This window comes from Bradyrhizobium sp. BLXBL-03, from assembly GCF_051853015.1.
In the GTDB taxonomy this organism is placed as follows: domain Bacteria; phylum Pseudomonadota; class Alphaproteobacteria; order Rhizobiales; family Xanthobacteraceae; genus Bradyrhizobium; species Bradyrhizobium manausense.
Genome location: NZ_CP182470.1, coordinates 6,496,813 through 6,515,540, shown reverse-complemented (window position 1 = coordinate 6,515,540; position 18,728 = coordinate 6,496,813). Strand labels below are relative to the sequence as shown.

Sequence of the window (18,728 nt, the reverse complement as noted above, 5' to 3'; positions counted from 1 at the left end):
GTCTCTGATGGCCGCAGTGACGCTCGCTGTTCGCGAGCGCTTGGAGCGGGTCCGCCGCGAACAGGGCTTGCGCTTATCGGATCGTTTGCTGAAGATCGGCCAGGATTGCGCCAAGCGACTCAAGGAGCCGTATCGATCTTTGCCTGCTCTATGATGAGCAGGGGGTTGTCACGATGATCATCGATACCTCCGCGCTGATCGCGATCCTGCGCAATGGGCCGCCTTCACACAGCGCAAGCGCGCCATCCGATCGCTCAGCGCTAAACCGGAGTAGAGTTTACTCCCCCAACGGGTGCAGGACCGTTCTAGCTTCTTCCCCATTGCTGGTGCAGGACAGGCCGGCAATGTCAAACGACGAAGGCATAACTCGCTGACATAGCTTTACGGATTGTGAGAAGCTGTTGGGGAGCCCTCTGAATTGGTGCGCATCTGCAACAATATTGTTTTTTTGGGAAAAATCGGCAGCTCACGTCGACTCCGCCTGTAAGCACCAGTAACTCTGTTTCCAATTGTTGATAGGTGTTTCCGGGCGGCGCGATGAGTAGAATGGCGGGTGGGCACGCGATCTGCTCTGCTATCTCCCATGACCTCCGCTCGACTTCCGACGCAAGCAGAGCGAAGTGGGACCATTCATTGGCAAATAGGATGAGCTCTGAGCTGCTGCCGGTTTGATGGACACCGAGATTAGGTGTTTTATCGAGCCGGAGGTTGGCGATGAAGAGACGGAAGTTCAGTCGCGAGTTCAAGGTCGAGGCGGCCAAGCTGGTCAGGGAACGCGGGGTGTCGGTGGCACAAGCCAGCCGTGACCTGGACGTGCACGAGAATGTCCTGCGCAAGTGGATCAAGGAGTTCGGCTCCGACCGGACACAGGCCTTCCCCGGCCATGGGCAGTTGAAACCCGAGCAGCAGGAGATCGATCGGTTGCGCCGTGAGGTCGCCAAGCTGAAGGCTGAGCGGGATATCCTAAAAAAGGCCGCAGCCTTCTTCGCGAAGGAAGCGACATGAAGTTCGTCTTCATCGCGAAGCACCGGGCGATCTGGCCGGTGGCATGGCTATGCGATGCGCTGGGAGTGTCGCGGTCCGGCTTCCATGCCTGGCTGAACCGCTCGCCCAGCGCCAGATCCCGCAGCGACGAGGATCTCGGCGACAAGGTGAAGGCCAGCTTCATGGCGAGCGACCGCACCTATGGCGCGCGCCGTGTCTGGCGCGATGTGCTCGCCGAGGGGGCGGACTGTGGCCTACACCGGATCGAACGGCTGATGCGCCTGCAGGGCCTGCGGGCACGGCCGCGCAGGCGGCGGTTGCCGAAAGACAGCGGCGATCGACAGCTCGAGACGGTGCCGGCGAACCTGCTGGACAGGCAGTTCGTTGCCGAGCGGCCGAACCAGAAGTGGATCGCCGACTTCACCTATCTCTGGACGACCGAGGGCTGGCTCTATGTGGCGGCGGTGATCGACCTGTTCTCGCGTCGGGTGGTGGGCTGGTCGATGAGTGCCACCATGACGGCACAGCTGGTAACGGACGCATTGTTGATGGCAGTCTGGCGACGCGGCAAGCCGGATGCGCTCTTGCATCACTCCGACCAGGGCAGCCAGTACACCAGCGAGCAGTTCCAGCGCTTGATGACCGACCACGGCATTGTCTGCAGCATGAGCCGTTCCGGCAACGTGTGGGACAACGCTGCGATGGAGAGCTTCTTCTCCTCGCTCAAGACCGAACGGACGGAAGCCAAAACCTACAGGACCAGAGACGAGGCGCGCGCCGATGTGTTCGACTACATCGAGAGATTCTACAACACGATCCGCAGGCACTCGACGATCGGCTACGTCAGCCCGGTTGAGTTCGAGCGCAAGGTGGGATTAGCTTAACCCGGTGTCCATCAAACCGGCAGCAGCTCACTCCGGGCGGGGGATGAAGCTGGGGCCGATTAGGGTCGCCGCCCTCTAGGGGAAGGGCATCGGGAAAAATCTACACTCCGCAAAGAGTTGCCGGTCTTCCGTGTCTTCCGCCGCAGTCTACCATTGCTCGGGCTGAAGTTTCCAAATTGCATTTGTAAAATACCTGAAATGCTTGCTAGCATCCCGCTTGGCGAGCCTCCCTAAAATGAGGGGTGGCTAACGGGGCTAGAAGCTATGCCGATCAATCGGCTATTGGGGAATGCCAGCTCGGGAGACGCTGAACGACTCCGTCAGGCGTTCGCTGCCACGTTGAAATCACTAGATTTGGTCAATCGCAACGATCCGATCAGCGAGATAGTCGCGCGGAAGGTAATCGAGATCGACGCCGCGGGCACTCATGACCCGGACGAGATCGCGAAGAGGGCCGTGAGAGAATTTGGCCCAATGGATTGAGGCCGCCCTGCAAGGGGGCCTCATGTCCCTTCAGAAAGATCACCTGTCGCTAGTCGCGGTGGTGATGGTGTTCGTGGTGCTCGTGCCGGACGCCTCCAACTCCGGAGTGCGCAATTGCGTTTGACATGAGGGAGGTCGACAGCAGCATGGTCATGGCAGGCGGTGTGGCCGCTGCGAATTTTCCGCAAGTCTTCAAAAACTCACGCCGATCTTCGTCTTCCGAAGTCATGGGAACCACCCTATGATTGCTAGGCGGCAGATATTAAATACCTCAGCTACATAAATTAAAACAAGTTAATCGGTTCCAATCACGAAATATATCGTGCGCCGGCCTTCTCGTCCTGCCGCTTTGCCATGTCGGAGGGTCGCCACGAACCCTATTCCCCGCCTCACAGGTTTCTTCGGCAATCGTACCCCGGGGGCAGCGACATTTAGCGCAGCGTCGATTGTCATAAGCTGCGCTTCTTTTTTGCCGCGCTTTGGTGTCGATGCTCTAGTGATTAGCCACAAGCTGCTAGCACAGCCGGCACATTCGTAGAGCTTTAGCTCGCATCCTTCAGCCACCGGAAAAAGCGCTATCAGCGTTCTGGCTTGGCAGCAAACGACGGCTTCGCCGTGCACTTTGGTCCCCGTTGAGGCAATTCCGGCTCGATGAAGAAGCCTGAGTCTGGAATCGGAAGCAATGGCGTGCGGCTAGTAGTTCAACGGCGTGCTCATCGTGCACACTGACAGGTTCCAAAAATGGAACCAGCCTGCGAGTCCGGTTAAACGATCGGGTGCTCCAGTGAACGTGTCCGGGCGCCGTCTTTTGCATCCCTTAAGAGACTTTCACCCCAGCTCAATCTGATACGCGAAAATTTTTTGAAAGCGTCGTCCTAACGGGCAACCCATTCTTCGTCTTCCGCGCTATGTTGGAATTATTTAGATCGCGACGGATATTTTCATGGGCAGGATCGGATTTGCCATCATCATTGCCGCATTCCTTGCGTACGAGGCAGATACGCGTTGGAACGAGCGCCATTACACCGACAGCACCTTGTCGGTGCTTCGCCATCTACAGCGTACGATCGGATTGTAGACCTCTCGCCTCAGTTGCGCGGCCCAATCTATCGTTCCAGGTTGCTGCCCCATCTCCGCAGAATCTGCGGTTGCTTGCAAACTCCCTATGAAGGCGTACGATTAAAGGTGATTTGCAAACACGGAGGCACAGCATGACTGCCGTCCTCGTTTTCAAAGTCGCTATCGTTGGGTTAAGCGTTTTTTCGGCGGCTCTCGCTTATTCGGTCATTCAGAGTAGCTTCTAAGAAAGCGGCCGCCTCAGTTGCCGACCTGTCTCGTTCTGCTCAACGCAATCTTGCAACGACGGGAAGCACGCTGGTCGCGTCCGCCTCCGGCGGCTTCCTATTCAGAATTGCGCTTCGTTGCGCGTCATCATCTTTGGCTTGATCTGCGATAGCACGTACGCCTCCGGTGGAGGCCGCCTTCCCGGATCGGGTACGGGCGTGAGATGGTTTGCGCATTAATTCGCAAGCAAATGAGCAAACGTGACGACGGTTACGGTTCTGTCCGGTCCTGAGCGGCGACGGCGGTGGACGAGTGCCGAGAAGCTTCGGATCGTGGAGGAGAGTCTGGCTCCTGGGGCGAGTGTTGTCGAAGTTGCTCGACGACATGACGTTCACCGCAATTTGGTTACGGCTTGGCGGCGGCAGGCGCGGACCGGCGTCCTCGCTTGCGGGCCCGAGCCGATGCAGCGGCAGGACGATGAGGTCCGTTTTGCGGCAGTCTCCATGGCGCCAGACCGGCAACCGTTGGCGGCGCCCTCGGGAAGTTGCGGTGCGATCGAGATTGAGTTCGCTGCCGGCGCTCGGATGCGGATCACCGGTGCGGTTGACGCGGCGACGCTAAGCGCAGTCGTGGCGGCGCTGACTGATGGACGGCCGCGATGATCCCGTTGCCGGCCGGCGTGCGGGTATGGCTTGCGACCGGCCATACCGACATGCGGAAGGGCTTTCCGTCGCTGGCGTTGCAGGTTCAGGAGATCTTGCATCGCGACCCGCTGGGCGGCCACCTGTTTTGCTTTCGCGGTCGCCGTGGCAACCTGCTGAAGGTGATCTGGCATGACGGCCAGGGCGCCTGCCTGTTCACAAAACGCCTTGAGCGCGGCCGCTTCATCTGGCCGAGCCCGACCGAGGGTGTGGTGACGATCTCGTCGGCGCAGCTCGGTTATCTCTTTGTCCGGAATCGACTGGCGGCACCCACAGGAGACGTGGCGACCGACGTCGGTCGGATGAGGCTTTGAGCTTGCGGATCGTGATGGATGTGATTCCATCAACATCGTGACCACATCTGAATCGCTCCCCACCGATCTGGCCGCCGCGCATGCGATGATCCTCGCGGAGCGCGCCGCGCGCCTGGAAGCGGAAGCGGTTGCGGCGAGCGCCAAAGCAGAAGCTGCCGACGCGAAGGCGGCCGAGGCCCTGATCAGTTACCTCAAGCTCGAGATCGAGAAGCTGCGTCGCCAGATTTACGGCAGCCGCTCGGAGCGCAAGGCACGGCTCTTGGAGCAGATGGAGCTCGAGCTCGAAGAGTTGGAAGCAACCGCAACCGAAGACGAGCTGGCGGCCGAGAGGGCGGCGGCCAAGACACAGACGGTACAATCCTTCCAGCGCAAGCGTCCGTCGCGCAAACCGTTCCCCGAACATTTACCGCGCGAGCGGGTCGTGATCGCCGCACCGCAGAGCTGCCCTTGCTGTGGCTCATCGAAGCTATCAAAGCTGGGCGAAGACATTACCGAGACGCTGGAGGTCGTTCCCCGGCAGTGGAAGGTGATCCAGACGGTGCGCGAGAAGTTCTCGTGCCGGGACTGCGAGACGATCACCCAGCCGCCAGCCCCCTTCCACGTGACGCCGCGCGGCTTTGCCGGGCCGAACCTGCTGGCCATGATCCTGTTCGAGAAGTTCAGCCAGCATCAGCCCTTGAATCGGCAGAGCGAGCGCTACGCCCGGGAGGGCATCGATCTGAGTCTGTCGACACTGGCTGACCAGGTCGGCGCCTGTGCGGTGGCCCTGCAGCCGCTTTATCGGCTGATCGAGCATCACGTCCTCTCCGCCGAGCGACTGCATGGCGATGACACCACGGTGCCGATCCTGGCCAAGGGCCAGACGGTCAAGGGACATATCTGGACCTACGTTCGCGACGATCGGCCGTTTGGCGGACGGGCGCCGCCGGCCGCGCTCTATTACGCCTCGCGCGACCGGCGGCAGGAGCATCCCACACGGCATCTCCAAAGCTTCTCCGGCATCCTGCAGGCCGACGCCTATAGCGGCTACAACGAGCTGTATGACGCCTCGCGCGCGCAGGGGCCGATCACGTCCGCACTCTGTTGGGCCCACGCCAGGCGCCAGTTCTTCGAGCTGGCGGACATCGCGGCCAATGCGAGGCGCGACAAGAATGCCGCAGCGATCTCGCCGATTGCCCTGGAGGCGGTCAAGCGCTTCGATGCGCTGTTCGATATTGAGCGCAGCATCAACGGCCAAAGCGCCGAAGAGCGTCTGCGCATGCGCAAGGAGCAAAGCGCTCCGCCTTTGACGGCATTGGAAGCATGGCTCCGCGAGCAGCGTGCCCGGCTGTCAAACTCGTCCGCGGTCGCCAAGCCAATCGACTACATGCTGCGCCGCTGGGACCGGTTTGCTCGCTTCATCGATGATGGGCGGATCTGCCTGACAAACAATGCGGCGGAGCGCGCGCTGCGCGGCTTTGCCCTCGGCCGCAAGTCATGGCTCTTCGCCGGCTCCGAACGTGGTGCCGACCGCGCCGCCACCATGGCGACGCTAATCATGACGGCAAAGCTCAATGACGTCGATCCGCAAGCCTGGCTGGCGGACGTCTTGGCCCGCATCGCCAGCACCCCTCAAGGTCAGCTCAATGAGCTGCTGCCTTGGGATTGGAACAGAACCCCCGTTCAGTCTGCGGCCTGATCGGGCCACCGCGCCACGCGATCATCCCGCGGCCCTCACCGGACGGTTACGATAGCACTGTGAACCACGTCACAGCATCGGGCACAGATTGTCGTGGCGGCTGCGCTGGGTCAGCAGCGCGCTGTCGGGCCCCGGCAATCAGGATCGCTGCTGACAGTATAGGCGGCCGTCTGGAAGGCGTTCGCGCCGATGTCGGGCGTTCGCCGCGTCTTTTCGCTCTGCGAGAAAAGCGATCCTAACGAAAAAGCGATTCAGTCGCGATGTGACGACAAGACTATCAGAGCGTTGCGAGCGCAAGGTCGTGATCTGTCGTCGCATCTCAACGAGATCGAGCCGGTTGCCGTAGGGCCATTTACCAAATGAAGCTCATCTTAAGGCGTTTAAAGGGAGGCCGCCGCGTCGAATATAATGGCGCGGCGGCCTCGCCAGTGGGACCGGACTAAGGGCAATGTCCGGTAATCGAAAGGCTACCGCCATCTAACTTCGGTGCAATCGAAGACGCGGATTAAGCTTGATGTCGCCGCCAGAGGTTAAATCTGGAACAAGCGCGTCCTTATCCAGCGACACGTCCCGGCGATCGCGGCGGGTCGTGAGGCCATTTCCCCACCCCTTCGTAGTGTCGAACGAAAAGAAAAGGCCGCCCGGAGGCGGCTAATTGTGGCTTCTTTCTCCTTATTTCTTGAGGGCGTCAGCGGCGTCCCGCGCGGCGTCCTTCACATCTCCAGCGGCATTGTGGGCAGATCCCTTAGCCTTATCGATTTTACCTTCGGCCTCCATGTCCTTGTCGCCAGTGAGCTTACCGGCACCTTCTTTGATGGCGCCTTTTGCTTTGTCGGCAACGCCCTTTACATGTTCTCGGTCCATAATCGTCTCCTCTCACGTACCTTAAGACGCAACAACAAACGCGTTTGCAGCCTGTTCCCATGAGACCGGGCAATCTTGCTCACGAAAGCTTCTGATCTAACCCGTTCGGATATTGACAGCGCTGACACATCCGCTCAACAGGCTTGAGCGGAAGCGCGCGGTGTCGGGTCAAAACCGAGATTGACACAGAGCCAACTGGAGGCGGATGGCCGGTTGAGGCTGGACTTCCGGTATCAGCTGGAACGACTCAGGCGGCGGTTTCAGTCGCCCTTCGCAGGCGACGGGAGGTTGGCATGAAGCGTATCGGCCGGCTCGGCCTCGTGATATTGAGCGCAATGTTGTACCTGGTACCGTCGTCCTCACCTTTGGCTCAGGACGTTCTCTCGAAAGGCGCAGAGCAACAGGTGTTCAACAACGCTTGTCGAACTTGCCATTCGATCCAAAAGGACGACAATCGTCTTGGTCCTAACTTGCACCAGATCATTGGAAGGAAAGCGGGATCGCTGCCGGAGTACAATTACTCGGCAGCGATGAGGAACAGTGATTTCATCTGGGATGAAGCAAAACTCGCGCGCTTCATAGCCAATCCAGATGAGGTCGTTCCTGGGAACAAAATGGTTCCCTACGGAGGTCTTTCGTCCGTTGAGGATCGAAAGAAGATCATGCTTTTTCTCCGATCGATGCGATCCCAATAGGGCTGTCAATCACGTGCAAGCGCAAAAAAAGCCCGCCGAAAGCGGGCGCAAGATGCCACGTCGTCCGCGGGATCACTCCGAGCCACACGGTGCCTCTCCAGCGCTTCTGCTCGGTCTCGCCACGCCAACGGTGAGCAGACTGGTATCTGCTGAAGCCTCGACAATTTTTCTTGTTTTTGGGGGTCTCGTCAGAATCTCGATCTGACTGGGAGAAGCCGGCATCCCGCCCAACATGAGCGTCGGTGCGGCCGCACTCTCCTCCACCTGGGCCGAGCCCAGCACCGCTACTTGATGCCCGGAGATCGGGAAACCGGTAACTTCAAAAGTTGGGCGCTGTAGTGCGCATCCGTTGGCGTGATTGACGGCCACGCTTCCAATGATCGAAATGGCGGTCACCATCAGAAACATTCTCTTCATGGGATTTCCCCTCTCTTGGATTAGAAGATATTCCCACCACAAATTTCATATTCATCCTAATCTTGGTCTACTTGAAACCATGTGAACTGCTTAACTGTTGGTCCGAGGCATTCCGCAAAGGTTCAATTGCGTTGAGAAAGGTCAGCGTCGTTGCACTTCCACAGAAGGCCGTAGCCGCGCCGAACTGACTTCAGGTTGAACTGGCGGAAAACCATTGCTACGTTTCGAGGCTCCATCATTTCTTCTAGTTGTGATGGGGCGGGCGATCAGGCCTACTGACTGTCAACCCGTTCAGTTGGAATAGGGAATATTTGGGCCCGAGCGCCCCGTCTCCGGGAGATGTCGTTGATGCATTTCCCTCCGTTCTCATTGCCCCGGAGGCGAGTTTATTACTCGGCGTGATCGCGTTCAAACAATTGAATTTTGAGCAGGGGGGCTCTTATGAGAGCTCGGTTACAGAATACCCACACCGTAAGATCGATGATGGTGGCATTGCTGCTGATGTCCGCCCCCGTGGCGGCTCGCGATCCAGAAGGCAAATACGCGCAGGTCGATCCGGAAATGCACAAATGGTTCGAGCAATTGAAATCCGAAGGAGGAGAGGCCTGCTGCGCTCTCTCCGACGGAAATACTTTGCGGGACACAGATTGGCGAAGCCAGAACGGGCATTTCCAAGTCTTTCTTGCGAACGAGTGGATTGACGTTCCGGACGTTGCGGTCGTGAAGGGACCCAACCGCTTCGGGAGAACGGTTGTCTGGCCCTACTATGAGGACGGCCATCCGACTATTCGCTGTTTCATGCCGGGCAGTATGATTTAGAGGCGCGTGGTAGTCTGGAAACGCTCCTTCAGCGACCTTGCGAAATGTCCGCTTTCTCGCCGCTGTTGGGAGTCGAGCGGACATCGGACATCGGACATCCAGCGGCCAGCCGCTCAGCGAGTACGCAGCTTCGATCGGAGTAAGCTCCGGCCGGCATTGCATCGGCGCCGGCCGAACTCTCTTGCCTTCGCAGCTTGCCTAGGCCGCCTCTTCCTTGGCAGCCGGGAGGCTGCTTGTTCGAACGTCTCTCCTGTCGATGAAAGCATTGTCTCTGGCCGCACACCGCCTTGAGACGGCGAAGCGCGATATCGCAATAACGCGAGGCAATCTCGATGCCGTAGCCGGTCCGGCCGATGAACGCGGCCGCGATCAAGCTTGTGCCGGAAGCCGAGGAAAGGATCGAGGCTGCGCTCTTTGCGTCGCGAGCAGTCGCGGATGGCATCCTCGACCATGGCGACACTGTCGCTTAAAGCCCGGGCGCCTGCATCCCCATCTGGAGTGACCGATGCAGCCGAAGGCGTGTTGAGCGGCCGCAGATGCCGCGGGCTAAGCCACCCGCTATCGTCAGTCTCGCCGGCTTCGGCGCCGCCTCGACGCAGCAACGGGGATCCTTCAGACGCCCGGCTATTTCCTCGATGAGGGGCGGCAACTAAATCGGACACGTCCCCGCAGCCGTGTTAAAGGCGGGGATGACAAAGCTCATTACCATCGTTGCGCTTCTCACCATGGCTCCGGCTTTGGCGCAGACGGGCGTGCCCTCCACCAAGCCTCCTCTGACCGATCGAGAACAAGTCAAAGCCGATCGCGCAAAAGCCGCAGAGGACGACAAAGCCCCAACGACGGCCCGCCCCTGGGATCGTGATGCGTACGGCAGACGCCCCTGGGAGCGAAGCCGGTAAAGCCCTGACTGCAAAAGCGTCTCCATGACGAGCTCGATCGGGTGACTGCAGTTTGGGATGATAAGGGGTGAGGCTGGGCAGCAATCCCAATTGGCCGGCCCTCGATCGATCACGAGTTGATGATCCGGATGCTTCTGATTCGGGATCAGATCGGAGCGGCGTCAGTGCAATTTTGGTCCTGCAAAGGAATAGTAAATTCGTCGGTGACTTTGCGCCCGAGCGCTCATGGTTATCCGAACTTGAGGTGGTCAGCGTCCGAGGGGCATGTCTTGCAGATCAAACAAGCCTGTCCCCGGACGAACGCAATATGAATCTTGCTACGCCTCTGCCGGCGCTTCTTTCGGAAATGAGAGGCCAGTTTCGTTTTCCTGCGGGAATTCTGCAGCGTGCCCAGCTTCGCCGATTTGCTCTGCAATTGTTCGGTCTATGGGAAACTATTGACCGCTCACCGGCGTTCGCCTCCATTATGGGCTCAGGTTCCTACGCAAGGCTTCACGCTCTCTGAGCAATCGACGGAGTTGTTCAGCATTCCCTATTTGTATTTCTTGCCACTCGATACGATCTTCGGCCGTCCATAAATAAGATTCGCGATCAAACCGCGCTTTTTCGATCTCATCAAATTCTAAGTACAGTAGAATTTCGCGTTCAACCCGCTCCAATTGCTCCTGGAGAGTGTTTGGCATTAGCCGTTCCTCCGGCTTTGCCCCAAGCCGGCATCGACCTTCCGCGCAATCGGCACCACGATTTATTGCCTTTTTCCGGGACGACCTGCGCATTTTTGTAAGGCTACCTGTCGAAGAGCCTGGCGAAGCGGAAGGATCGCGAAATGTGGCTGAAGGCATGCGGATCAACGGCTCTTTGAGAATGACAACTCGGCAGACAATGAAGGACTCATTCGGGCGTTCATTGGCATACTGAAATTAGTGCATCTGGTTGCTTGCAACGATCGGGTTTGCGAGATCTTCGCTGGAAAGTCATGGACACCGACGCCGCTGGCACACATGGCCTGGCGACGTGACCGCGGCGAATTTTCCGCAAGTCTTCAAGAACTTCAGACCGCCTTTGTTTTCAGAAGGCACAGCGTCTACCCTTTCCTTGTTGACTCGCATTTAAATACCATTAATCTAAACGGATTAAAACTGATAAATAATCGCAGGGTGAGTGCCCGGTCTTGGAAAGGGCCGGGGCTCCCGCGCCTAGTCCCTCGACTTAATCGTTTTAGGAATTCTTATTCAGGAGGGCTTCCGCACGGAGCTCGCGTACGCGGAACAACTTTCCGAATTAACGTTTCAGCTGGCCGGAGAGCTCCGAGGCCGTCCCGCTGACCTTGTCATATTTGGGTGGGATGAAGGCTTGGCCGGAGCAATGGCGTTTGTTTGCCCTCGAAACGGGAGGACATCTTCGCGTCTGTTAGCCCTACGCCGAGAGGCATTGGTCGTCCTGCCTAGGCGAGCCACTCGTCACGCGCGTTTCGTCAGCCAGTAGCTCCAAGCCGCTGAGCTTGATAGCCTCTGTTCAGAATACTTCGCCACCATGGCTTGTTCTCGATGTACCAACGTACAGTCTTTTGAATACCGCTTTCGAAAGACTCGCCGGCGCGCCAACCAAGTTCTCGCTCAAGCTTCGAGGCGTCAATGGCGTAGCGACGATCGTGCCCGGGGCGATCGCTCACGAAGGAAATAAGCTGATGATGCGAGCCACTTTCATTCGGAGCAAGATCATCGAGTAGATCGCAAATTGTCCGGACGACATGCAGGTTAGTGCGCTCGTTGCGACCACCAATGTTGTACGTTTCGCCGATCTGGCCTTGTTCCAGTACCAGCGTCAACGCTTTGGCATGGTCCTCGACATAGAGCCAATCGCGGACATTTTGACCATCGCCATAAACGGGAAGAGGATCGCGGGCCAATCCCCTGATGATCATATGAGGAATCAGCTTTTCGGGAAAATGATAGGGCCCGTAATTGTTGGAGCAGTTGGTCACCAAGGTGGGCAGCTCATACGTCTCCCGCCAGGCGCGTACCAGATGGTCCGACGATGCCTTGCTGGCTGAATAGGGCGAGTTCGGCGCGTAGGGGCTGGTTTCGGTGAACAAGCCCTCGGCGCCAAGCGAGCCAAACACCTCGTCGGTCGAGATGTGCAGGAAGCGAAAGCGCTCCCGCTTCTCGCCGGCGAGGCTGCGCCAGTGGCGCACCGCCTCCTGGAGCATGGTGAAGGTGCCGACTATGTTGGTCTGGATGAACTCGCCGGGGCCGTCGATCGAGCGGTCGACGTGGCTTTCTGCGGCGAGGTTCATCACTGCGTCCGGCTGGTACTTGTCGAACAGTTTTCGAAGACCCACGCTGTCGCAGATGCACTGCTGCTCGAATGCGTAGTGCGGATTTCCTGTCGCGCCGGGCAGGGACTCGAGATTGGCAGCGTACGTCAACTTGTCGATGTTCACCACCCGCGCTTGGGTATCGCGCAAGAGGTGCCGCACCACGGCCGAGCCGATGAAGCCGGCGCCGCCGGTGACGAAGATCGTGGAGCCTTTGAACCGCATGCTCGGTCTCCGGTCATGGTTTAGCGGGCGAGGAGCGCGCGCCGCCGATCTTAAATATTTTTCGCCGTAGCTGCTCTTGGCCGACTTCTCGGCAATCTTCCTTCGAGCATCAGAAGCGATCGCGAGTAATAAAGCATCGGTTTGAAGACCGGGAGCAAGTGTTTCGAAACCACCGTCGTCACCGGATGTTAAAGCCGCGAGCCCGTACCGTCTGCGAGATTGATCCCATTCATAGCCGCCGCATCATTTAATCCATTTGAAATGGTAACAGATGGCGTTATAAAAGTTCAACATTTCATGCTGTCCCGCCTCAAGGGGTTTGAGGATGAATGTTGTTGCGACTGATATACCTGAAGTCCTTATTCTGGAACCCAAGCTTTTCGGCGACCAACGAGGGTTTTTCCTGGAGACCTACCAGATCCGACGATACGCGGACGCCGGTATTGAGCGGCCCTTCATACAAGACAATATGTCTCGGTCTGCGCACGGGGTCTTGCGCGGCCTGCATTTGCAAAATCCGAACACACAAGGGAAGCTGGTCACGGTCCTGCGTGGTAAGGTTCTCGACGTCGCCGTTGACGTCCGAGTTGGCAGTTCGACGTTCGGGCGGCATGTGGCCGTCGAATTGAGCGAAGAAAACCGCCGGCAATTGTGGGTGCCGCGCGGCTTCGCTCACGGTTTCGTGGTCCTGTCCGAGACCGCCGACTTTTTTTACAAGTGCGACGATCTTTACAGCCCGAAAGACGAAATCTCCATTCGCTGGAACGATCCGGCGATCGGGATCAAGTGGGGCGTCGAAAGCCCCTCGCTGTCGCCCAAGGATGCCGACGCGCCGCTGTTGTCGGAAGTCAAAAATCTTCCTGTGTATGGACAAGCTTGGCGCGAATCCTGACAGCTGCATTCCGCCCGGATCGGTGATCTCGTCATCCCCGAGATGCGATCCTGGTCATTACTTGAGATATGCACTCCCGCCCAACAGTGATGAACGAAATGCCGCAGAGACCTCCAGCCACTTTAACCAGCGCGTCCGTGAGCTGACCATGTCGATCAGGAGTGAGCAGCTGTAGGGCTTCCAGGATAATCGCGCTGCCGATCACGATCAGGGTGGCCAGCATCATGCGATTTGGGTAGGCCAGCACGAATACGAGCCCGAGCACGAAAAATGCGGCAAAGTGCTCGAAGTGAGCGGGCGCAATCGTCGGCCGATCGGAAATGGGGGCGAGCGTCGCGAAAGCCACCAGGGCGAGAGCCAACCATCCCGCGGCGCGAAAGAACCTAACCATATCTTTCATTATCTAGAGTCGTGATCGGGTGCAATGAGCAGAACGGTGCAAACATTTGGCCTTGTGTGCTGGCCGGGCGGGTGATTGCGCATGGTCGCAGCTACGGCGATCAGGCAAACCCCCCGCTTGTAAGCAATGTTTGCAGCTCCAATCCCCGCGCCCAAGAGCTGCCGATCTGGCTGCATCGATACAGCGGGCACCGGCCCCATGGTGGTATAGAGTCACAAACGCCGATCAGCCGCCTCGGCCTGAGCGAGGACAACCTCTTGAGGCTCCACAGGAGAGCGCGACCACTACGTCCGCTGTCCCGGCTGCAGGGGCCTACTCGACGGGCGCGAGCTCGGCTACATCATCGATCACCTGCCCGGGCAAGAGATCGAGGAAGAGCCGACCAGACATTGGGAGATAACGGCAGCCTCAGCGATACGTATCCGGCTTGCCGTTGGGACTGCCGTCCCCGCCGCCATTGCCCCAGCCGTTATTGCCGTGCGCCAAGCCGCCGCCGGATTGCGCAAGGGCTGGGCTGGTTAGCGACGTCGACAGCAGCGCTGTGATAGCGGGCGGCGTAACAATCGCAAACTTGCCGCAGATCTTCAGAAATTCACGCCGGTCATCATCATCTTGTTGATCTATCATCGCGCCCTCCGTAACCAAATCTATCGTATTCTATAGGCTGTCTAATAATTAAACGAATTGGAATTCGATCGCGAAGTGCGACAGATGGCCGCCGGTCAGCGCAATTTCCCAACGTTCAACACGGCGCACAGCGCGAGCGGGTGCTCCCTCCCAAGCACAGCTGAAGAGAACTCGATCAGTTCTTGAAAGTCAGGAAAACTATGCAATCTTGAGACAAGCGTACGGACATTTGGCAGGTTCAGCCTGGCCCGCTGCATCAAGAGGTCGCTCGGCTGCTGAGATATGCGCTCGGCCACACAATTAGCGATGCCGGGGGCGAAGGCCGCGACGGAGTCTAGCCGTACGGCAGTCACCTCATTCATAGGCTGAGACGACTCCTATTGGCTGGATTCGGTTGCTCTCGAAATCCGTGTGTTAGCGCCGGGGCAATCGGTCCTTCGTTTCTCCTCATCCTTCTCGTCTGCGCAATCGACCCCACCATCTGCGCTTTGCGTTCCCGAGCCGCCGGCTGTCGCGAACGGCCCTTTGGGGGTTGCGCCAGCACCGCCCCCCGCGCCGCTGGATCCGCCGCCACCACCAGCTGTCCCGGCATGAGATGACCCGGCAGGGCGACCGCCTGGTGCTCCCCCACCCCCTGATGACCCGCCGGCGGAGCTCCGCGGTCCTGCCGCAAAGGACCGATCGTTCTCGAAGAACGACCGGCCGCTATCGTTCTGCGTCGCTGCAGGCAGGCCGCCTGAATGTGCGATGGCTCGTGAAGTCACGGAAGTGGACAGAAGCAGCGTCATGGTAGGGGATGTCACGGCTGCAAATTTCCCGCAGGTTTTCAAGAACGCCCGCCGGTCATCATCTTCGTTGTCGACCCGCATCACGATCAGCCCTCTTTCATTTAAAACCTCGCTTATCGTATTATATATTAAATGGACATTCAATCGTCATTTTATTCGTGCCGTAAGTGATCGAGCGCGCGCCACGGCAGATTACCGGCAATTCCCTCGCCCCTCTCTTCACTTAGTCAGCGTGCGTCTGTTCGATGCATGGCTTCGGGTTTGCATACGATATTAAATATGGTTAATTTTATATTTAACGGGTCGACCTGGGCACCGGCCGCAATGGATTATTGCGATGTCCCTGCAAGTGTCGGTCCATCCGCGACGTGGAGATCTGGAGTGCAAGCAGCCGGTCCCGAACCTAGCGGCTGCCCCGCTGGCGGGTTACTTGAGACAGGAGATGAAAGAGCAGGGGTGGCGTCCCCACCTTAGCGCGGATAGACGCTCTGCCCCATCTTGGCGAGGTCAACATTTAAATGGTCAGATGCAACTCCCGGCGCGCCAGTTTTTCCCTACCTACCCACGGGCCAACATCGTTCGAATCTGCCTGCCGCGCATGCCGGTTATCGCCTCCACTTCAGCCCGGGCGTCACCGCCAGAACGTGATCCACAGCATCGCCGCGGGGGGGCGCCGATTCTCCGATCTTGTGGCATCAAAGAGGCCGCCGGTGGGAAGGCGGCCTCTTGCAAGTCTAAGGCCGCCTAGTCGCGGTCCCGGTGATGATGGTGGTGCTCATTATCGCGGTGGTGGCCCCCTCCGCCTCCAGAATGCGCAATTGCCTTTGACGTGAGCGAGGTGGACAGCAGCATGGTCATGACTGGGGGCGTGACCGCAGCAAATTTTCCGCAGGTCTTCAAGAATTCCCGCCGGTCTTCTTCTTCCGAGGGCATGCCACATTCTCCCATGGTTGATATGAAAATACTAAACTCCTCACAAATTAAATACTTTAAACTATGTTACAGGTTCCAAACAAATTAGATGTCAGATGTAGCTTAGTCTCCAAGTCTGGCTCGTCTAGGATCGGGGCAGGGGCCCTATTCTCGGGGCGCATCCAAGCCGAAGCTGTCTCAGCCGCCCCAATTGGCGTCTGTCCCTTGACGCCATAGGCCGTTTGGACTGCGGTCTATGTTCTTGAAGGCGGAGCGAGGAAAATTCGGATGATCACAGCTCTCGACAAGGGTCCGCCGCCAAGAACCGGTCATCGTGCAATGGTGTAGAGCGATGGATCAAGGAGGCCGTCGACGAGGCGGCTTCTCCGCGAGGACCAGGGCGCTTGCGCGGCTTTCCCCATAAGATAGCCTGTAAAATCGCCGCACCGTCAAATTGCCGAATGGGGGAGGGCGCAGCCTCAGGAGCGCATGGCGTCGATCGCGTGGGCGATCAAGATCGCGACGCTAACGGTGATGAGGAAAGCTACCAGCAGCCAGGTGATCACGTTCGTCTCCAGTGATGGAGTTGAACGCGCTCATCCGCGCACAGTCAAAAACTCAAGCCGAAGTTTTTCAATTTCGGCCATTGGCTGAGGATTCAAAGCAACGGTTGTGGCCGCTGTCGGTCCTATAAGCGGAATGCCAGGAACAGAAGAACCCCAACAACGCATGCCGCCAGTAACAGCAAGTAAATACCCACGGCAACTCCCCGACTCATTTCAGATTAGGGATTTAAGTGAGAGCTTACGCCATCCCGGTGGCCAAGCTCAATTTTCCCCAGAAATAGCGCGGATCTGCCTCGGACCGTCGGCCCGGGACTAAAAACTTCAAACGGAGCCGACGGTCCGTTGGGCAGGGCGCGTCACGCGGAGTGCCTGCGCTCGCAACAGTACTTTACCTCTAAATGATCAAAATGAAAGAATTTTATTGCTGCATTAAATCAAATTAATCATGGTTATTCAGTTTCGGGCGGCTAAGTGCACGCGGGCGTGGAGCCAAGGCACTTGGCTCGTCGTCGCAGCATTGGAGCATAGCCATTCAAGCTGAAAGCTTGGTTCCGCCGCCGGCGCGCTGCAGAGGGAAATATGGCGCCCGCCTAACTCTGGACTTCGGCGCGTCCGTAGCTGGATCAGTCCGGGTCGGAGACCTTTATCGCTCATCGAGGGTAGCCAAAACTCCCCGAGACTTACGCGCTCGACAGTGCATGGCGAGGCCCCGCCGCTTTATTCATTGGCGGATCCAAGCTCCCGAGAAATACCCAAGTCAAAAGGCCTTCGCGTCGGGAGTAAGTCTTCCCCAGGGTTGGCGACCTCAGACTCAAGCCGAGGTCGTTTGTCTTGGATGCAAAAGGCTGTCCAAAGCCGCTTGCCAAACCGACCCCGTGCTCCCTGCCTTTCCGGTTGTGCCTCGTTGCGCATTAGTCCGGATAGTTTGAGCGCAGCCAAGCTGTGGAAATTGGTACAGTGATCGACCGCCAGGTTCGCCACATCAACTTTGTTTGTTGACGGATAGGACGACAGCAAAAACGTCGTACCGAGACAGCCAGCGACCGCCACTGCGATCAAGATCGTGCGCATAGGAGACCTCCTGGTCCCCCCGATTTGAGGGTTGGTCCAACCGCTCGGTGAAAGGTTCAATGGATGGGCGATCGATCGTGCCTCACCTTGTGGTGGAGGTATCGAGTACACGCCGCGGGACACAATTGTTCACCAGCAAGAGATGAAGGAAGTGCGTCAGAAGCCGCATTTGAAGCTCAACAGACCGAGTTGACTGGTACAAACAGCCATTCAATTTAGGTTATTGATGATCTGCATAAGCGGATTTTGCGCGTTCATAGCAAGTGATGAGGTGTTTGTGATACGGATACAGAAACGCACCTCCCTGCGCGAATCGGCTTCCAAACCTGCTTTCATACGCTCGAAATGCTTGCTCATCGTCATGTAGAAACATGATGTCGTGTAACGTCATATTGCGGATCGCCACCAGAGGAACCGGAGACCGCGAGATTGCGTTCCATTCAGGATTGTGGATCGCTTCTTCCCGGCACCTCGGATGAAACTGACCAATCATCAAACCAGACTTGACGATCTTCGGCTTGATGGTCCGGTGGCACTCATCGAGTGCCCCTAGGAATTTCTCCTCGATATTCGGGAATACGATGAGCAGCGCTTTTAGCGCCTGCTCATGCCGCGCAAAGGGGGGCGCCTCCTTGAAGGGATTGACGTATCCCAAGATTACGTCGGCAATCGACCCGGCATCTTCTCCGTTCAATTCGTTATGAAACACCATGTAGAGGGAGTTCGCTTTAATCGAGGCCTCCACATAGGGACAAACCGTCTGAGGCGGGTAAGGACGTCTGACCTTTTCTTCCTCCCGCGCAAGATAGTTCCTGGCCCAGGCAAGAACTCGAGCGGCGGCGATAACGTCTTCAGTCGTCACAAAGCTCTGAATCTTCCGCATTTTCCTTCAATCCCCGCGTACTGTG

At 58.0% G+C, this 18,728-nt stretch carries 18 protein-coding genes and 2 pseudogenes; 10 read left to right on the top strand and 10 right to left on the bottom strand.

Annotated features, from left to right (window positions below; translation table 11 throughout):
* Positions 1–7: 7 nt before the first annotated feature.
* Complete coding sequence (locus ACNJX9_RS31145; protein ID WP_439405784.1) at positions 8–154, top strand: type II toxin-antitoxin system VapB family antitoxin; 147 nt, start codon at positions 8–10, stop codon at positions 152–154.
* Between the two features lie 560 nt (positions 155–714).
* Positions 715–1,868, top strand: a protein-coding gene (locus ACNJX9_RS31140) for an IS3 family transposase (RefSeq protein WP_439405783.1) whose coding sequence is annotated in 2 segments (ribosomal slippage) — positions 715–964 and positions 964–1,868 — 1,155 coding nt in all. Because the reading frame shifts where the segments join, the coding sequence is not laid out codon by codon here.
* A 532-nt stretch (positions 1,869–2,400) separates the two neighbouring features.
* Here the strand turns inward: ACNJX9_RS31140 and ACNJX9_RS31135 are convergent.
* Positions 2,401–2,580, bottom strand: coding sequence for a hypothetical protein (locus ACNJX9_RS31135; protein ID WP_439405781.1), 180 nt, complete (start codon positions 2,578–2,580; stop codon positions 2,401–2,403).
* A 1,315-nt stretch (positions 2,581–3,895) separates the two neighbouring features.
* Between ACNJX9_RS31135 and tnpA the strand changes: the two genes are divergently transcribed.
* The 3 genes from tnpA to tnpC all read left to right on the top strand — a co-directional run bounded on the left by tnpA (position 3,896) and on the right by tnpC (position 6,328).
* Positions 3,896–4,297, top strand: a complete 402-nt coding sequence (gene tnpA, locus ACNJX9_RS31130) for an IS66-like element accessory protein TnpA (RefSeq protein WP_439405779.1) — start codon at positions 3,896–3,898, stop codon at positions 4,295–4,297.
* Positions 4,294–4,650 carry an IS66 family insertion sequence element accessory protein TnpB gene (tnpB, locus tag ACNJX9_RS31125; protein WP_439405777.1) on the top strand — a complete coding sequence of 119 codons (357 nt, stop codon included), beginning with the start codon at positions 4,294–4,296 and terminating at the stop codon, positions 4,648–4,650. The genes tnpA and tnpB overlap by 4 nt, the downstream gene beginning before the upstream one ends.
* An 85-nt stretch (positions 4,651–4,735) precedes the next feature.
* On the top strand, positions 4,736–6,328 hold the full coding sequence (tnpC, locus tag ACNJX9_RS31120) for an IS66 family transposase (protein ID WP_439410154.1): 1,593 nt from the start codon (positions 4,736–4,738) through the stop codon (positions 6,326–6,328).
* A 672-nt stretch (positions 6,329–7,000) separates the two neighbouring features.
* Here the strand turns inward: tnpC and ACNJX9_RS31115 are convergent.
* A complete protein-coding gene (locus ACNJX9_RS31115) occupies positions 7,001–7,192 on the bottom strand; it encodes a CsbD family protein (RefSeq protein ID WP_057741240.1) in 192 nt (63 codons plus the stop codon).
* Between the two features lie 293 nt (positions 7,193–7,485).
* Here ACNJX9_RS31115 and ACNJX9_RS31110 point away from each other — a divergent pair, with 293 nt between their 5' ends.
* Complete coding sequence (locus ACNJX9_RS31110) at positions 7,486–7,887, top strand: c-type cytochrome (RefSeq protein ID WP_439405775.1); 402 nt, start codon at positions 7,486–7,488, stop codon at positions 7,885–7,887.
* Positions 7,888–7,959: 72 nt separating this feature from the next.
* On the opposite strand, the gene ACNJX9_RS31105 is transcribed toward ACNJX9_RS31110, so the two are convergent.
* Positions 7,960–8,304, bottom strand: a complete 345-nt coding sequence (locus tag ACNJX9_RS31105; protein ID WP_439405773.1) for a hypothetical protein — start codon at positions 8,302–8,304, stop codon at positions 7,960–7,962.
* A 480-nt stretch (positions 8,305–8,784) separates the two neighbouring features.
* Here ACNJX9_RS31105 and ACNJX9_RS31100 point away from each other — a divergent pair, with 480 nt between their 5' ends.
* Positions 8,785–9,123, top strand: a complete 339-nt coding sequence (locus ACNJX9_RS31100; protein WP_205668189.1) for a hypothetical protein — start codon at positions 8,785–8,787, stop codon at positions 9,121–9,123.
* Positions 9,124–10,486: 1,363 nt separating this feature from the next.
* Here ACNJX9_RS31100 and ACNJX9_RS31095 read toward each other — a convergent pair.
* The 3 genes and pseudogenes from ACNJX9_RS31095 to ACNJX9_RS31085 form a co-directional block, all read right to left on the bottom strand.
* A complete protein-coding gene (locus tag ACNJX9_RS31095) occupies positions 10,487–10,705 on the bottom strand; it encodes a hypothetical protein (protein WP_057741228.1) in 219 nt (72 codons plus the stop codon).
* 791 nt (positions 10,706–11,496) lie between these two features.
* A complete protein-coding gene (rfbB, locus tag ACNJX9_RS31090) occupies positions 11,497–12,564 on the bottom strand; it encodes a dTDP-glucose 4,6-dehydratase (RefSeq protein ID WP_439405770.1) in 1,068 nt (355 codons plus the stop codon).
* 98 nt (positions 12,565–12,662) lie between these two features.
* A pseudogene (locus ACNJX9_RS31085) lies at positions 12,663–12,797 on the bottom strand (glucose-1-phosphate thymidylyltransferase); the annotation flags it as partial.
* A 92-nt stretch (positions 12,798–12,889) separates the two neighbouring features.
* Between ACNJX9_RS31085 and rfbC the strand changes: the two are divergent.
* Positions 12,890–13,456, top strand: a complete 567-nt coding sequence (gene rfbC / locus ACNJX9_RS31080; RefSeq protein WP_439405768.1) for a dTDP-4-dehydrorhamnose 3,5-epimerase — start codon at positions 12,890–12,892, stop codon at positions 13,454–13,456.
* A 31-nt stretch (positions 13,457–13,487) separates the two neighbouring features.
* On the opposite strand, the gene ACNJX9_RS31075 is transcribed toward rfbC, so the two are convergent.
* Entirely contained in the window at positions 13,488–13,856 is a 369-nt protein-coding gene (locus ACNJX9_RS31075) for a VanZ family protein (protein ID WP_439405767.1), read from the bottom strand.
* A 134-nt stretch (positions 13,857–13,990) separates the two neighbouring features.
* On the opposite strand from ACNJX9_RS31075, the pseudogene ACNJX9_RS31070 reads away from it, so the two are divergent.
* Positions 13,991–14,125: pseudogene (locus ACNJX9_RS31070) on the top strand (IS481 family transposase); the annotation flags it as partial.
* Positions 14,126–14,264: 139 nt separating this feature from the next.
* On the opposite strand, the gene ACNJX9_RS31065 reads toward ACNJX9_RS31070, so the two are convergent.
* Positions 14,265–14,483 carry a hypothetical protein gene (locus ACNJX9_RS31065; protein WP_439405765.1) on the bottom strand — a complete coding sequence of 73 codons (219 nt, stop codon included), beginning with the start codon at positions 14,481–14,483 and terminating at the stop codon, positions 14,265–14,267.
* Between the two features lie 1,532 nt (positions 14,484–16,015).
* Entirely contained in the window at positions 16,016–16,219 is a 204-nt protein-coding gene (locus ACNJX9_RS31060; RefSeq protein WP_439405763.1) for a hypothetical protein, read from the bottom strand.
* Between the two features lie 453 nt (positions 16,220–16,672).
* On the opposite strand from ACNJX9_RS31060, the gene ACNJX9_RS31055 reads away from it, so the two are divergent.
* Complete coding sequence (locus ACNJX9_RS31055; protein ID WP_439405762.1) at positions 16,673–16,837, top strand: hypothetical protein; 165 nt, start codon at positions 16,673–16,675, stop codon at positions 16,835–16,837.
* 1,203 nt (positions 16,838–18,040) lie between these two features.
* Here the strand turns inward: ACNJX9_RS31055 and ACNJX9_RS31050 are convergent.
* The gene (locus tag ACNJX9_RS31050; protein WP_439405760.1) at positions 18,041–18,703 is read right to left on the bottom strand and encodes a DUF6875 domain-containing protein; all 663 of its coding nucleotides are present in this window, start codon (positions 18,701–18,703) and stop codon (positions 18,041–18,043) included.
* Between the last annotated feature and the right edge of the window lie 25 nt (positions 18,704–18,728).

Coding starts and splice junctions, on each gene's coding strand:
- ACNJX9_RS31145 (WP_439405784.1), top strand. CDS start 8: ATGGCCGCAGTGACGCTCGCTGTTCGCGAGCGCTTGGAGCGGGTCCGC.
- ACNJX9_RS31135 (WP_439405781.1), bottom strand. CDS start 2,580: ATGACTTCGGAAGACGAAGATCGGCGTGAGTTTTTGAAGACTTGCGGA.
- tnpB (WP_439405777.1), top strand. CDS start 4,294: ATGATCCCGTTGCCGGCCGGCGTGCGGGTATGGCTTGCGACCGGCCAT.
- tnpC (WP_439410154.1), top strand. CDS start 4,736: ATGATCCTCGCGGAGCGCGCCGCGCGCCTGGAAGCGGAAGCGGTTGCG.
- ACNJX9_RS31115 (WP_057741240.1), bottom strand. CDS start 7,192: ATGGACCGAGAACATGTAAAGGGCGTTGCCGACAAAGCAAAAGGCGCC.
- ACNJX9_RS31110 (WP_439405775.1), top strand. CDS start 7,486: ATGAAGCGTATCGGCCGGCTCGGCCTCGTGATATTGAGCGCAATGTTG.
- ACNJX9_RS31105 (WP_439405773.1), bottom strand. CDS start 8,304: ATGAAGAGAATGTTTCTGATGGTGACCGCCATTTCGATCATTGGAAGC.
- ACNJX9_RS31100 (WP_205668189.1), top strand. CDS start 8,785: ATGATGGTGGCATTGCTGCTGATGTCCGCCCCCGTGGCGGCTCGCGAT.
- ACNJX9_RS31095 (WP_057741228.1), bottom strand. CDS start 10,705: ATGCCAAACACTCTCCAGGAGCAATTGGAGCGGGTTGAACGCGAAATT.
- rfbB (WP_439405770.1), bottom strand. CDS start 12,564: ATGCGGTTCAAAGGCTCCACGATCTTCGTCACCGGCGGCGCCGGCTTC.
- rfbC (WP_439405768.1), top strand. CDS start 12,890: ATGAATGTTGTTGCGACTGATATACCTGAAGTCCTTATTCTGGAACCC.
- ACNJX9_RS31075 (WP_439405767.1), bottom strand. CDS start 13,856: ATGAAAGATATGGTTAGGTTCTTTCGCGCCGCGGGATGGTTGGCTCTC.
- ACNJX9_RS31065 (WP_439405765.1), bottom strand. CDS start 14,483: ATGATAGATCAACAAGATGATGATGACCGGCGTGAATTTCTGAAGATC.
- ACNJX9_RS31060 (WP_439405763.1), bottom strand. CDS start 16,219: ATGGGAGAATGTGGCATGCCCTCGGAAGAAGAAGACCGGCGGGAATTC.
- ACNJX9_RS31055 (WP_439405762.1), top strand. CDS start 16,673: ATGGCGTCGATCGCGTGGGCGATCAAGATCGCGACGCTAACGGTGATG.
- ACNJX9_RS31050 (WP_439405760.1), bottom strand. CDS start 18,703: ATGCGGAAGATTCAGAGCTTTGTGACGACTGAAGACGTTATCGCCGCC.